Source organism: Hugonella massiliensis, assembly GCA_001486445.1.
GTDB lineage: Bacteria > Actinomycetota > Coriobacteriia > Coriobacteriales > Eggerthellaceae > Hugonella > Hugonella massiliensis.
On the sequence record LN908981.1, the window covers coordinates 1 to 13,832 of the forward strand.

Consider the following 13,832-nt stretch of genomic DNA (forward strand, 5'->3'; position numbering starts at 1 on the left):
GCCGTCGCCCTGGGCGCCCGGCGCCGCGGCAAGCACGCGCGCCGCTAACGCATCCGTGTGACAACGTCAAGCGTGCAACGAAAAACGCGGCCTGCCCGGCTCTTCGCCCGGCAGGCCGCGTTTCGTTTCAGGGGTGCGCCAGAAGGGGAGGGCCCTCTTGCCTCCTATGCCTTCACCACGGTGAGCAGCATCTTGTAGCCCTCGATGCCGCGCACCGCATGCTCGGCGCCGGCGGGCATGACGATGGCCTGGCCCTTGGTGAGCACGTGCGGCACACCTTCGAGCGTTACTTCGCCTTTGCCGGCGATGCAGGTCACGAGCGCGTCGCCCGGGGCGGAATGCGCGGCGATCGACTCGCCGTCGCCGAAGGCGAGCACGGTCATCTTGCAGCCCGGCTGCTGGGCAAGGGTCACGCTGTTTACGGCGCCCGGTTCGCAGTCGGCGATGCCGGCGATTTCGAATACGGTGGATTTGTCTATGTTCTTGATGAGGTCGGCCATGACGGGTCCTTTCTCGCAGTCTATGCGTTCACGTTGAGCTGGAAGATTTTGAAGGCGCCCTCGCCGGACACGGCGTGGGGCACGCCGGCGGGCACCAGAAAAGCGCTGCCGGACGGCACGCGTTCGGCCCGGTCGGGCAGGGATATGACGGCCGTGCCCTCGACGCCCAGGTAGAGGGTGTCGCCCGGATAGGTTTCCTCGCTCACGCTCTCGCCCTCGCCGAAGGCGAGCAGGAGGGCGTTGGCGGCATCGGAGGTGGTGAACTGGCGGCTCGATACCTGGCCGGGCTTGCAGGTGGCAAGGCTGGCCAGGGGAGCGGCATGGTCGGTGGGAAGGTTCTTCATCGGTGCTCCTTTGCTGGGGCTTCGTGCTTTTCGGCACGAGCATACGGCGCGCGCTCGAGCGCGTACGTTGCCGTTGCAACGAGCCCTACGAGGTTTTCTTACCGACGAACGCGCCCGAGAAGACGATGTGCTGGCGGACGCTGTAGCCGTCTGCGCGCAGGCTCGAATCGAGGAAATCGGCTTCTTCGGGCACCACCTTGATCAGGTGCAGTCGCCCGCCCGCCTTGCGTGCGGCCTCTTCGGGAATATGCTTGGCCGCGAGCGCCTGCAGGTACGCGGCCGAAAACGGCTCGACGATCGTCGCCGTCCCCTGAACCTGCGCGCTGTGCAGCGAGCCGAATTCGCTCGACGAATCGAACACGGCCAGGCATACGTGTGGGTTGTGCGCCAGGTGGGCGAACTTGCGCCCGCCTTCCGAAAAGAGCCAGAAGGCCCCGTCGTGCCATCCGTACTCGATCGGCGTGCACCGCACCGCGTCGCCGTGTCCCGTCGCCAGGGCGCACACGTGCCTCGCCGCCAAAAAAGCCTCGAGCCGCTCGCGCGCATCGGGCGCTTTCGTCCCGTGCTCGTCTCGCTTTTCCCAATAGCGTGCAGCCTCTTCGTAATCCATGGAATCGCCTCCTGACCGTATGTTACCGCGCAAGGAATTCCAGGTACTCGTCGAAGACGTTGAAGAGCATGTCGCCCGAACAGACGGCAATCTCTCCTTCGCCTGCCGGCACCGCTTCGAAGGTGAACAGGTCGGTCGCCCGCGTGAGCACGAGGGCGGGCACCACGTTGACCCCGGGCCCCAAGACCACTTCCAGGAAGGGTGCGTATTTGGCTGCCTGCGCCACCTCTTCGGGCTCGATAGTGTCTTTCATCTTGAATTCCAGCGAGAAGGCCCACCCGGGCGCGATCACGAGCACGTCGGTGTAGATGCGTACCCGTCGGCCGCGCTTGATGCGCACTTCGAAGCAGAGCTCCCAGCCGGCAAAGTCAAGGTCGTCGAGGTCGCTGAAGAGGCGCGTGACCGTCGCGTATTCGTCGCGGAAGGAGTGGATGAGGCCCCTCGTGTCGTTCAGGTTGCGGCCGATGCGGGCGCACCCGGCTTCGAGGGCGCAGAGCCAGGCGTCTTCGCCGGTGGCTAGGAAGTCGGCCGCCGTGCCGTACCAGCCGCAGTAATCGGCCAGCCCCTCGTGGGGAAAGCCCTGGTGAACGAGGCCGTACCAGCGCCAGTCGCTATCGTGGTAGCACAAGTCGCAGATGAAAGGGGAGGTGTAGAGGTAGCGGTTGACGGTTTTCTTGGCCAAGCCGCAGGCGGAGGCGATCTCGCGCGCCTTCACACCGTTGCGGCTGCAGATGCAGGCGTAGATCGCGCGTTCCGCGTTGTCGGCGACCGACCGTGCCATGCGCGCTCCTTTCCCTGCCGCGCCTTTTGCCCGGCGCGCTCTGCCCGTTTCCCGCAGTGTCCCATATTCCGCCTGCTCGTGTCGAAAGGAAAACGAATCGTTCACGTTGCGCGCGCATGTGTGATGCGATTGCGGGCCGTGCGCTATTCTTCCCACCATTACGCAAGACGAGAGGAACGTAGCTTCATGAACACCAACGTGATCGATTTCGAAAGCAGCGTGCGCGCGGGCGACCATATCGTGCGGGGCGTCGCTGCCGAAGGCCAGGTGCGCGCCATCGCCGTGTCCGCCCGGTCCACCGTGCAGAGGGCGCACGAAATCCACCGCACGAGTCCGCTCGTGACGGCGGCCCTCGGCAGGCTCATGATGGCCGGTCAGATGATGGGCGCCCTCTTCAAGAGCCCCGACGAGCTCATCACGCTCACGGTCGCAGGCGACGGCCCTGTGGGCGGCCTTACGGTGACGGCCAACAACCGGGGGCAGGTGAAGGGCTTCGCCCATAACCCGCATGCCTGGCTGCCGCTGAACGCGGTGGGCCATCTCGACGTGGGCGGCGGCCTCGGCCGCGGAACCCTTACCGTCGTGCGCGACCAGCCCGGCATCGAGCCCTATTCGAGCCAGGTCGAGCTGACCTCTGGCGAAATCGGCGACGACCTGTCCTACTACTTTGCCATGAGCGACCAAGTGCCCACCTCGCTCGGCGTGGGCGTGCTCGTCAACCGCGACACCTCGGTGCGTCAGGCGGGCGGTTTCATCGTGCAGCTTATGCCCGGCGCTACCGACGAGGTGGTCGACGCGCTCGAGGCCAACGTCAAGCGCGTGAGCTCGATTACGCAGATGCTCGAAGAGGGTTTGGCGCCCGCCGATATGCTCGAGCGCGTCCTTGCCGGCATGGGCTTCGAAGAGCTCGAGGTCATGCCGGCGTCCTTCCACTGCGGCTGCAACGAGGACCGGGCCGAACGGGCGGTGCGCGCCTTGGGCCGCGCCGAGCTTGCCGACATGGTCGAAAAGGGCGAGCCGGCAGAGACCACCTGCAACTTCTGCGGCAAGCGCTACGTGTTCGACCCCGCCCGCCTCGAGGCCCTGCTCGCCGACTAACCGGTTTCGACTCCTGTCCCCCAAGCGCGCCATACGGGGCGCGCTCTCCTTATGAAAGGAACTCTCATGATCGTCACCACCACTCCCACCGTCGACGGCTACCGCATCACCGGGTATTACGGCATCGTGTTCGGCGAGGTCGTGAACGGCGTCAACTTCATTCGCGATTTCACAGCCGGCATCCGCAACTTCGTGGGCGGTCGTTCGGGCGGTTATGAGGAAGAGCTCACAAAGGCCCGCGACGAGGCTCTGGCAGAAATGGAGCGTCGTGCCGCGGAAAAAGGCGCGCACGCGATTGTAGGCGTCGACATCGATTACGAAACGCTCGGCGAAGGCGGCAGCATGCTCATGGTGAGCGCCACCGGTACGGCCGTTACGCTCGAGAAGATTTCCTAGCGCCGCATCGGCGCCTTGTGACGACGGGGGCGGCCAGGCGCCGCTCGTGCGCAACTGCGGGTTGGTGTTCGTGGTCGTGAGCGCGGCGTTCCCTCTGCGTTGGAAGGGCGCCGGATGCAGGGTGCCTACGGCATAAGGGCGATGCGCCCCGCAATGGCCTCCATTTGCTACCCTAACAGGCAACGAACCCGTTTCCAAACGAAAGGATTGCTATGGAAGACGTCGCTCAGCCTGCCGACGAGGCCTCCGAAACCGCCGTGCCTGCGTCCGCGAACCCCTACACGATCGAGCCCCTTGCCACCGAAGACGTCACCTTCGATCACTTCTGCGCCTGCGATATGCGCGTGGTCAAGGTGAAGGACTGCGTCGCCGTGCCCAAGAGCAAGAAGCTCCTGCAGTTCACGCTCGACGACGGCACGGGCACCGACCGCACGATCCTTTCGGGCATGCATCCTTTCTACGAGCCCGAAGATCTGGTGGGTAAAACGCTCGTGGCCATCGTGAACATCCCGCCCCGCAAGATGATGGGCGTCGAATCCTGCGGCATGCTGCTTTCGGGCGAACGCCTGCGCGGCGACGACGAAGTGGTCAACCTGCTCATGGTCGACGACAAGATTCCCGCCGGTTCCAAGGTCTGCTAGCGCCCCGCCCGCGCACGAGAACCCGCTCACGAACGGCAAAGGCCCGCTCTCGCGTTAGAGAGCGGGCCTTCGTGTGCGCGGGCGGTCGTGCGCGGATGCCTAGTCTTCGATTTCCACCAGGGTGATTTCGAAGTTGAGGTCCTTGCCGGCCATCTCGTGGTTCAAATCGAAGGTGGCCACGCCGTCTTCGATCGATACGACCTTGGCGGGGATGGGCTGGCCCATGGGTCCCTGGAAGTAGACGGTTTGCCCCACGGGCAGTTGGTCGACGTTGGGGATGGTGTCGGTGGGCACGCGCTGGATCAGAGATTCGTCGCGCGGGCCGTAGGCCTGGTCGGCGGGGATGTGCACATTCTTGGTTTCGCCCTGGGCCATGTCTTTCACGGCTTCGTCGAAGCCCTTGATCATCTGGCCGGCCATGCAGGTGAATTCGATGGGTTCGCCGCGGTCGATGGACGAGTCGAATTTGGTTCCGTCGTCGAGCGTGCCGACGTAGTGTACTTTAACCTTCTTGCCTTCGTTGCTCATGAAGACGCCTTTCACTCAATTGAACCGCGCGTGTCGCGCGGAGCTCGTTGGGCCATTATATCGCTTCGCCGTTCTCGTGCCCTCGATGGGGGAATACCCCCATGCGCGCGGGTTGGGGCCCGTGCTACCATGCGCCTTATGGCGACCGGAAATCCACAGAGCTACGACAGCATCGAAGAGCGCGTCTATCGCGAGAAAGCGACTCTTGCCCAAATGGTGGGCATCTACTGCGCGGGCAACCGCCATGGCGGTCGACCCGCCAACGGTGCGGCTGTGCCTGCCTTCGCTGCCGTTATGCCCGAAAAGGTGCAGGCCGCGGTCGCGGGGATGTGCCCCGACTGCCGCGCACTCACGGAATACTGTTTCACGCGCATCGACCACTGCCCGCATATGGCCGAAAAGACCTTCTGCAGCTCGTGCACCACGCATTGCTACAGCCCGGCCATGCGCGATCGCGTGCGCGCGGCCATGCGCTATGCGGGTCCCCGTATGATCTTCCACGATCCCCTGGGCGCCCTCACGCACCTGCGCGACACTCGTCGCGCCAAGAAGGCGCGTGCCACCCGCGCCTAGCGCGATCTGCCCGGGGTAGCCGGACATCTTTCGAACGCACTCGTTTCCCTTTGCCGCTGCGCTCGCGCGGCTCTTTCTGCGTGCGGCGGGGTGTCCAGCCGGCTTGTGTACGCGGCGCTTTGTTCCTCGTTACCGCTCTTGCGCGCAAACGGCGCCCAGGGGCTGCTTGCGCGGCCGCCCGTCGGGCGACCCGCGTCTCGCCCATGCGCGAAAACGGCGCAAAAACCTCTCCGACGCGGCTCGAAAAGATCATCTTTTAGCTTCAAAATTATGCAACCGAATAAAATAGTCTTATCTAACTATCTGTCCTATCAGGCAAAATGTACCTTACAGTGAAAAGTATTCCAAAAAAATTCAAAAAAATATTGCACATGCACAAAAAACGGCATATACTTCGGCCCAGAAGCGGAGGCAAGGAGAGGTCGTCCGCACAGGGCTTTGCCGGCAGCCCGCAGATGTCGTCTTTCCCGCATGTCGCTCACGTATTGGTCACGGTTTGTTTTCAAAAGAGGCCGTCAATGTGGCCTCGGACGAAAGGAGACTCAAATGCCCAAAATCGTCAACTCTTGGAATGACTGGGATCCGCTGAAGCGCGTCATCGTAGGCCGCTGCGATTTCGGCATGATCCCGCCCGAAGAGCCCGCCACTTCCGAAAAGGTGCCCGTCGACTCCGACATGCGCGGCATGTGGGGCCCGCGTCCGACCCGCACCGTTGAGGCCGGCAACGCCGCGCTCGACCGCCTGGTCAAGATTCTCGAGGACCGCGGCGTCATCGTCGACCGCCCGACGCCCCTGCAGTGGAACCAGGCGATCGCCACGCCCGACTTCCGCAACGACTCCATGATGGGCTGCATGCCCCCGCGCGACATCCTGCTCACCGTGGGCAACGAGATCATGGCCTCGGCCAACAGCTTCCGCTGCCGCTACTTCGAGTACCTGGCCTACTGGCCTCTCATGGAGCAGTACTTCGAGGAGGACCCCGAGTTCAAGTGGACCCAGGCCCCGCGCCCGCGCCTGACCGACAAGTCCTACAAGCACAACTACTACGACGAGTCGATCACCCTCGAGGAGCGCCTGAAGCGCACCGCCGCCAAGGACTTCGTGACCACCGAGGTCGAGCCCATGTGGGACGCCGCCGACTGGATGCGCATGGGCAAGGACATCTTCGTCCAGCACGGCCTGACCACCAACCGCGCCGCCATGGACTGGATGCAGCGCTACTATCCCGACCTGCGCATCCATGCCGTCAACTTCCCCGGCGACCCCTATCCGATCCACATCGACGCGACCTTCGTGCCGCTGCGCCCGGGCCTGATCATCAACAACCCGGTGCGGCCTTTGCCCGAAGAGCAGCGCGCGATCTTCGAGGCCAACGACTGGCAGATCGTCGACGCCGCCCAGCCGGCGCACGACACGCCGCCCGAGCTCTGCTACAGCTCGGTCTGGCTGTCCATGAACTGCCTCGTGCTCGACCCCAAGACGGTCATCGTCGAGGCCTCGGAAGTCTACCAGATGGAGCAGATGGACAAGCTCGGCATGAACGTCATCCCCTGCGACCTGCGCGACGCCTACCCCTTCGGCGGCGGCCTGCACTGCTCCACGGCAGACGTCTACCGCGAGGGCACCTGCGAGGACTACTTCCCCAACAGGGTGAAGGACCCCACGCTCGTTCGTCCCGAAATGTGGGAGTAATCGCTAGCCGTTCACCGACTTCCTAGGGCGTTGCGCGACGCATTCCTAGGACCCCATGAGAGGAGGAGCCCGGTATTCCATTCGGATGCCGGGCTTCTCTGCTTTCCGCTTACGTTGCGCCGCTCCGTCCGCTTGGCGCCTACGTTACAAGGAGGGAATGATGAATGAATAATTTGCCGCGAACCAGGAAGGGTCCGCGCACGGTGAATACAAGATGAACCGAAAGTGGGGCACCATCGCCATGCTCCTCTCCGCTACGGGCATGGGCTTGGTGCCCCTGCTCTCGCGCGCGGCAACGCGCACCGATTTCCTCGACGGAACGAAGGGCCTCAACGCCGGCGACAGCGTGGGCGCCCTCATGGCCACCGGCCGAATGTCCATGGGCATCCTCTTTTTCGTAATACTCCTGTTCGCCACCCATAAGGCGGGCGTCTTCAAGAAGCTCAAGCTCACGCCCGCCATCGCCCTGGGCGGTCTGATGATCGGCCTTTCGCTCGCCTGCTACGTCACCTCGACGCTCATGACGTCGGTGGCCAACGCGGTGCTCTTCATCTACACGGGGCCGGTCTTCTGCGTGATTTTGGCGCGCATCTTCAGAAAAGAGCCCATGAGCAAACTTCAATGGATCTGCCTGGCGGCGGTGTTCGTGGGCATGCTCTTTGCCGAGGGCCTGGTGGGCTTCGGCGCCAACGGCTTCCGCGTCGACCTCAACTTCGAGGTGTCCACGCCCGAATTCCCGCAGAAGGGCGTAGGCGACATGTTCGGTCTGCTCTCCGGCGTTTTCTACGGCGCGAGCATGTTCTTCAACGGGTACCGTAAGGACGCCGACACCACGGCGCGCGGGGTGTGGAACTTCATCTTCGCCGCCCTGGGCGCTGGGAGCCTGACGCTGATCATGAATTTCATGGGCACTTCGGGCCTCGCTGCATCCACCTGGGCGCTCGACCTGCACCTTACCACCGCCAACTGGATTGCCGCCGTCGTCTTCTGGATCGTTTGCGGTCCGGTCGCCTTGGGCCTGCTGCTTGCGGCGGGGCGTAACCTGCCGGCGGCCGACTACTCGACGATCGCCTACTGGGAAGTGCCCGTGGCCCTCTTCATCGGTCTGGTAATCTTCGGGGAAGCCTTCACGGTGAACACGGTTATCGGAACGGTGCTTATCGTGGGCGGCGGTGCGATTCCCGCCGTCAAGGGTATGATCGGCGCGCGAAACTCCGGCGGCAGCAATTCGAAGGGGGATGCCGGCAATGAGCGAACCGACTGCATCGACGCGCACGCAGCCCAGGGACTATAGCGGCGAGGAAAAGCACCGCACGCTCAAGCGCGTCACGTTCTCGTCCTTCTTGGGCAACTTCATCGAATGGTTCGACTACGCGAGCTATTCCTACCTTGCGACGGTCATCGCCGTGGTTTTCTTCCCGAGCGAAGACAAGATGGTGGCCACCATGTACACCTTCGCCGTCTTCGCCCTTGCCTTTCTCGTGCGTCCCATCGGCGCCGTCTTCTGGGGCAACATGGGCGACAAGAAAGGCCGCAAGTGGGCGTTGTCGATGTCGATCCTGCTGATGAGCGGCGCGACCTTCATGGTGGGCTGCCTGCCGGGCTACGCGGTGGTGGGTGCCGCCGCGCCGGCCCTCTTGCTCGCCTGCCGCGTTGTGCAGAGCTTTTCGGCGTCGGGGGAGTATGCGGGCGCGGCGACCTTCATCGCCGAGTACGCTCCCAAAGACCATCGCGGGTTCTACTGCTCGATGGTGCCTGCATCCACGGCGGTAGGTCTGCTCACCGGGTCGCTCTTCGCCACCTTCCTCTACGGGGTGTGGGGGTCGAGCTCTCCCTTCGTCGTCGAATGGGGCTGGCGCATCCCCTTCCTGCTCGCCGCGCCTTTGGGGCTGATCACCCACTACATCCGCACGCATCTCGAAGATTCGCCGGTGTATGAGGCCATGCGCAAAGACGTCGAACAGGGGCAGGGCACCGACAAGCCCATTCGCACCCTTCTGCGCGCCTATCCGCGCAAGGTGATCATCTGCTTCGGTGCCTGTATGCTCAATGCGGTGGGCTTCTACATGGTGCTCACCTACATCCCCAACTACCTCGAGACGACCCTGTCCTTCGACTCGGCGCTCGCGTCGCTCATCACCACGGTCTGTCTCGTGTTCTATATCGGATTCATTTTCGTGTCGGGACGCATTTCCGATAAGGTCGGGCGCAAGAAGATGCTCATCATCGCCTGCGTGGGCTTCATCGTCTTCACGGTGCCGGCTTTCCACCTGTTCGGCACCATGCACTTCATGATCGTGCTCGTCTGCGAGCTGGGATTGTGCTTCCTGCTCACCATCAACGATGGGACGCTTTCGAGCTATCTTACGGAAACCTTCCCCACGAATGTGCGCTATTCTGGATTCGCATTCAGTTTTAATCTCGCAAATGCCCTGTTTGGAGGCTCGGCAAGTTTCATCAGCTTCGCGCTTATCGAAGCTTCGGGCGACCCCATCGCGCCCGCCTACTACATGGTGGCGATCGGTGCGATAGCCTTCGTGGCGATGGCGCTCTCGCACGAGCACACGGGCATGGACCTTTCCGAGGTCGAGTAATCGAAGGCGCGCCTGCGCCCGGCAGACGGTAGACGAAACAAGGGGAAACGATGGCAGCGAAACAGTTATCGGTCAAAGCCCAGATGACGCGTTCCTCCTTGGTGGTTGCGGCGGCGATCATCCTGCGCGAAGAAGGGCCCCAGGCGGTGACCTACCGCAATGTGGCCAAAAAAGCCGGGGCGGCGTCGTCGGCGGTGGGCTACTACTTCGATTCGATAGACGAGGTGCTTAAAGAGGCGGCCGAATTCAATATGCGCGCATGGGCAGAACGCGCCGAGAAGGCCGCCGACGCCGCGGAGGCCATGGCGCCCGAAGAGGCGCGTGCGCAGGTGGTGGCCCTCCTCCTGCGCGCCTGCCTGCCCGAACAGTTCGACGTGCCGGCCGCCCATTACGCACAGCTCATCATGGCTGCCCAGTCCAAGGTGGTGACCGCCGTCTATCGGCGGGGCCGCGTGCGCCTCTCCGAAGCCAACGCTCGCATTCTTGCGCGCGCCGGCTATCCCGAAGTCGACCCGAGCATCGTGAGCGCTCTGGTCGACGGTGCTGCTGTTGCAGGTATTTCCGAAGGCAACCCGGTGCGCGAAGTGGCGCGCCGGGTGCTCACCGACGCCTTCGATCTGCTGGGCGCCTCCCAATCCTGCTAGAGTCTCTCGGCTGTCTTCCGTAGAGACGATGCGAATATTCACAACTGCATAGCTGATTGTGCTATCTTCTATAAATCGCATAAAAGCGAATGAATATATCAAAATATCGCATACGCAAGCGAACAAAGGAGGGAACATGGCTTACAGGGTCGCCGTTGTCGGCGCAGCAGGTTACGCAGGGGTGGAACTGGTTCGACGAATCGTCGAGCATCCTTCGTTCGAGCTTTCGGTCATCACGAGCGATGCCGACGCCGGATCCCGTCTCGATGCGGTCTACCCGGCATTTACCGGCGTAACCGATATCGTCTTCTCTCCCCATGCCGATCCCTCGCTGCTCGATTGCGACATCGCCTTTCTCGCGGTGCCCCATACGGCCAGTCTCGCCCAAACTCCGGCCTTGATCGACGCGGGCGTGACGGTGATCGACCTTTCGGCCGACTATCGCTTGAAGGACCCCGCCGTCTACGAGGCCTGGTACGGCACGCCTCATACGTCGCCCGACCTGCTCGCTCGCGCGGCTTTCGGTCTGCCCGAAATCGCCGCCGACGAAATCGCCGCCGCGGCCGCGCGCCATGCGGCAGGACAGGCCGTGCTCGTGGCCTGCGCCGGTTGCTTTCCCACGGCCACCTCGCTTGCGGCATATCCGGCCGTGCATGCCGGCCTGATCGAAGGCGTACTCAACGTGCAGGCCATTTCCGGCGTGACCGGGGCGGGCAAGAAGCCCACGGCGCGCACCCATTTTTGCGCGGCGGCGGGCAATGCCGAAGCCTACGGGGTGCTCAAGCACCGGCACACGCCCGAAATCGAGCAGATCCTCGGCCTTGCCGGGCGCGTGGTGTTCGTTCCCCACCTGGTTCCCATGCGTCGCGGCCTGCTCTCCACGGTGACCATGCAGGTCCCCGCCGAAGCGGCATCGGGCATGACGCCCGAAGCGGCCACGGCCCTCTATAAGGAGTTCTATGCGGGACGGCCCTTTGTCCAGGTGCTCGAAGGGGGCGCCATGCCCCGCACCGACAGCGTGGCCGGGTCCAACCGGGCACAGGTGGGCGTGACCTACCACGCCGACACGCGTACGCTTATCGCCGTCGCGGCAATCGACAACCTGGGCAAGGGCGCAGCCGACCAAGCGGTGCAGTGCGCCAACATCGTGTGCGGCCTGCCTGAAACCTGCGGCCTTACGTCTCTGTCCCTTCCCGTGTGAGGAGTGCGCCATGTGCGAAGATACGCGCTTTACCTTCATCGACGGCGGCACCGTCACGAGCGCGCGGGGTTTCAAGGCCGCAGGCGCCCATGCGGGCTTCCGCAAGGATCCCGGCCGTCTTGACCTCGCGCTCGTCGAAGCCGACGAGCCCTTTCCCGCGGCGGGCGTGTTCACGCAGAATGCCTTCTGCGCGGCGCCCGTCCTGTTCGACCGCGCCCAATTCGGCGGCGTGGGGTACGGCACCGCGCGTGCCGTGGTGGTGAACTCGGGCATTGCCAATGCCGCCACCGGCCCCGAGGGGCTCTCTCGCGCCGAGCGCTCGGCCGAGCTCGCTGCGTGCGCGATAGGCTGCGCCGCGGAAGACGTGCTCGTGGCTTCCACCGGCGTCATCGGCGTCCAGCTGTCGCTCGACCCCTTCGAAGAGGCCCTGCCGGGCATGCATGCCCAGGCCGCGGCCACGCCCGAAGCGGGGCATGCTGCCGCGCGCGCGATCATGACCACCGACACGCATCCCAAGGAATGCGCCGTCGCCTACGAAAGCGCCGACCCCTCGCTTGCGGGCGCCCGCTTCACGGTGGGTGGCATGGTGAAGGGTTCGGGGATGATCATGCCCAACATGGCGACGATGATCGCCGTGCTCACGACCGACGCGCCCCTTACCGGTCCGGCCCTGCACGCGGCACTGACCTACGTGGCCGACCGCACCTTCAACAAGATTACCGTCGATTCCGACACCTCGACCAACGACTCGGCCTTCCTGCTCGCAAGCGGGGCGGCCGCTTGCGGCAAGCACGAGGCTTTCGCGGTGGGAACGCCCGCCTTCGAAGAGTTTCGTAGCGCCCTGCTTGCCGTCTGCACGTGCCTTGCCCGCATGCAGGCGGCCGACGGCGAGGGCGCCACGCGCCTCGTCACCGTGCGCGTTACGGGCGCCGCGACCGACGCCGACGCCGATGCCTGCGCCCGTACGATCGCCAACTCCCCGCTCGTGAAGACGGCCGTGTTCGGCCACGATGCCAACTGGGGCCGCATCGCCGCTGCCGCCGGGCGGTCGGGGGCCTCCTTCGACCCGGGCGCGGTGAGCATCGACCTCGCCGGACTGCCCATGATGCGGCAGGGCCTGCCCGTGCCCTTCGACGAAGACGAGGCTCTCGCGCGCTTCGAGGCCCCCGAAATCGAAATCGTCGTCGACCTCGGTGCCGGCGATGCCGCCACCACGGTGTGGACCTGCGATTTCTCGCACGACTACGTTACGATCAATGGAGATTACCGGTCATGAAATTCTCACGCGACACCCAGAAGCCCGAAACCTTCGAAAGCGCGGCCAACGCCCTTGTCGACGCCCTCCCGTGGATCAAAGAGGTAACCGGCAAAACGGTCGTCATCAAGTACGGCGGTTCGGCCATGGTCGATTCCGCCCTGCGCCGCGAGGTGATGACCGATATCGTCCTGCTCAAGATCATCGGCATGAACCCAATCATCGTCCACGGGGGCGGTAAGGCCATTTCAGAAGCTATGGAGCGCTTCGACATGCCCGTCGAATGGAAAAACGGCCTGCGCGTCACGTCGGACGCGGCCATGGACCTCGTGCGGATGGTGCTGATCGGCGACGTGAACCAAAGCCTCGTGCACGACATCAATTGGCACGGCAACCTGGCCGTGGGCGTCTCGGGCAGCGACGGCGGAACGCTTATCGCCCGGCAGAGCGACCCCGACCTGGGGCGCGTGGGCACGATCACCAAGGTCAACACCGAATACCTTGAAGCTCTCATCGGCGACGACTTCATCCCCGTGGTGGGCGGCGTGGCCTACGGCGAGGACGACGGCTACTTCAACATCAACGCCGACCTTGCCGCCGGGGCCATCGCCGGCGCAATCGGCGCCCACAAGCTCATCATGCTCACCGACGTCGACGGCCTCTACCTCGATTTCAACGATAAGTCGACGCTCATCTCCAACCTCACGCGTGACGAAGCCCAGGACATGATCGACCGGTCCGCCATCTCCACCGGCATGCTGCCCAAGCTGCGCGCCTGCGTGGAAGCGCTCGATGCGGGCGTCACGCGTGCCCATATCATCAACGGCACCGTGCCGCATTCCCTCTTGCTCGAACTGCTCACCTCTTCGGGCGTGGGCACCGTGATTCACCGCACGGCCGAAAGCTACGTCAACGAAATGCATCCCATCGGCGGTTTCGCCAAGAAACTGACCGTGAACCACTAGAAAGGACCAT

Annotated in this window: 16 protein-coding genes; 11 read left to right on the forward strand and 5 right to left on the reverse strand. The window is 64.0% G+C overall.

Going from position 1 to position 13,832, the window contains the following annotated elements; all coding sequences use genetic code 11:
• Window positions 1–164: 164 nt before the first annotated feature.
• The 4 genes from BN3270_RS00050 to BN3270_RS00065 all read right to left on the reverse strand — a co-directional run bounded on the left by BN3270_RS00050 (window position 165) and on the right by BN3270_RS00065 (window position 2,235).
• A complete protein-coding gene (locus BN3270_RS00050; RefSeq protein ID WP_058985083.1) occupies window positions 165–500 on the reverse strand; it encodes a cupin domain-containing protein in 336 nt (111 codons plus the stop codon).
• Between the two features lie 20 nt (window positions 501–520).
• On the reverse strand, window positions 521–844 hold the full coding sequence (locus tag BN3270_RS00055) for a cupin domain-containing protein (RefSeq protein ID WP_058985084.1): 324 nt from the start codon (window positions 842–844) through the stop codon (window positions 521–523).
• Between the two features lie 85 nt (window positions 845–929).
• Window positions 930–1,454 carry a pyridoxamine 5'-phosphate oxidase family protein gene (locus tag BN3270_RS00060; protein ID WP_058985085.1) on the reverse strand — a complete coding sequence of 175 codons (525 nt, stop codon included), beginning with the start codon at window positions 1,452–1,454 and terminating at the stop codon, window positions 930–932.
• A 22-nt stretch (window positions 1,455–1,476) separates the two neighbouring features.
• Window positions 1,477–2,235, reverse strand: a complete 759-nt coding sequence (locus BN3270_RS00065; protein WP_058985086.1) for a hypothetical protein — start codon at window positions 2,233–2,235, stop codon at window positions 1,477–1,479.
• Between the two features lie 186 nt (window positions 2,236–2,421).
• Here BN3270_RS00065 and hslO point away from each other — a divergent pair, with 186 nt between their 5' ends.
• The 3 genes from hslO (at window position 2,422) to BN3270_RS00080 (ending at window position 4,370) form a co-directional block, all read left to right on the forward strand.
• Window positions 2,422–3,333, forward strand: coding sequence for an Hsp33 family molecular chaperone HslO (hslO, locus tag BN3270_RS00070; protein ID WP_058985087.1), 912 nt, complete (start codon window positions 2,422–2,424; stop codon window positions 3,331–3,333).
• A gap of 66 nt (window positions 3,334–3,399) precedes the next feature.
• Entirely contained in the window at window positions 3,400–3,729 is a 330-nt protein-coding gene (locus BN3270_RS00075; protein ID WP_058985088.1) for a heavy metal-binding domain-containing protein, read from the forward strand.
• Between the two features lie 212 nt (window positions 3,730–3,941).
• Entirely contained in the window at window positions 3,942–4,370 is a 429-nt protein-coding gene (locus BN3270_RS00080) for a methionyl-tRNA formyltransferase (protein ID WP_058985089.1), read from the forward strand.
• A gap of 99 nt (window positions 4,371–4,469) precedes the next feature.
• On the opposite strand, the gene BN3270_RS00085 is transcribed toward BN3270_RS00080, so the two are convergent.
• Complete coding sequence (locus BN3270_RS00085) at window positions 4,470–4,898, reverse strand: FKBP-type peptidyl-prolyl cis-trans isomerase (RefSeq protein ID WP_058985090.1); 429 nt, start codon at window positions 4,896–4,898, stop codon at window positions 4,470–4,472.
• Between the two features lie 138 nt (window positions 4,899–5,036).
• Between BN3270_RS00085 and BN3270_RS00090 the strand changes: the two genes are divergently transcribed.
• From BN3270_RS00090 to argB, 8 genes are all read left to right on the forward strand, one after another.
• The gene (locus tag BN3270_RS00090; RefSeq protein WP_167551297.1) at window positions 5,037–5,471 is read left to right on the forward strand and encodes a nitrous oxide-stimulated promoter family protein; all 435 of its coding nucleotides are present in this window, start codon (window positions 5,037–5,039) and stop codon (window positions 5,469–5,471) included.
• Between the two features lie 546 nt (window positions 5,472–6,017).
• A complete protein-coding gene (locus BN3270_RS00095; RefSeq protein ID WP_058985092.1) occupies window positions 6,018–7,163 on the forward strand; it encodes a serine/threonine protein kinase in 1,146 nt (381 codons plus the stop codon).
• 214 nt (window positions 7,164–7,377) lie between these two features.
• On the forward strand, window positions 7,378–8,457 hold the full coding sequence (locus tag BN3270_RS00100) for a DMT family transporter (protein WP_058985093.1): 1,080 nt from the start codon (window positions 7,378–7,380) through the stop codon (window positions 8,455–8,457).
• On the forward strand, window positions 8,411–9,757 hold the full coding sequence (locus BN3270_RS00105) for an MFS transporter (RefSeq protein ID WP_058985094.1): 1,347 nt from the start codon (window positions 8,411–8,413) through the stop codon (window positions 9,755–9,757). The genes BN3270_RS00100 and BN3270_RS00105 overlap by 47 nt, the downstream gene beginning before the upstream one ends.
• A 50-nt stretch (window positions 9,758–9,807) precedes the next feature.
• Window positions 9,808–10,401, forward strand: a complete 594-nt coding sequence (locus tag BN3270_RS00110) for a TetR/AcrR family transcriptional regulator (RefSeq protein WP_058985095.1) — start codon at window positions 9,808–9,810, stop codon at window positions 10,399–10,401.
• 136 nt (window positions 10,402–10,537) lie between these two features.
• Entirely contained in the window at window positions 10,538–11,602 is a 1,065-nt protein-coding gene (argC, locus tag BN3270_RS00115) for an N-acetyl-gamma-glutamyl-phosphate reductase (RefSeq protein ID WP_058985096.1), read from the forward strand.
• Between the two features lie 10 nt (window positions 11,603–11,612).
• Window positions 11,613–12,878, forward strand: coding sequence for a bifunctional glutamate N-acetyltransferase/amino-acid acetyltransferase ArgJ (argJ, locus tag BN3270_RS00120; protein ID WP_058985097.1), 1,266 nt, complete (start codon window positions 11,613–11,615; stop codon window positions 12,876–12,878).
• Window positions 12,875–13,822: an acetylglutamate kinase gene (argB, locus tag BN3270_RS00125; RefSeq protein WP_058985098.1), complete on the forward strand. Its 948-nt coding sequence runs from the start codon at window positions 12,875–12,877 to the stop codon at window positions 13,820–13,822. Before argJ ends, argB begins: the two co-directional genes overlap by 4 nt.
• The last annotated feature ends 10 nt before the right edge of the window (window positions 13,823–13,832 follow it).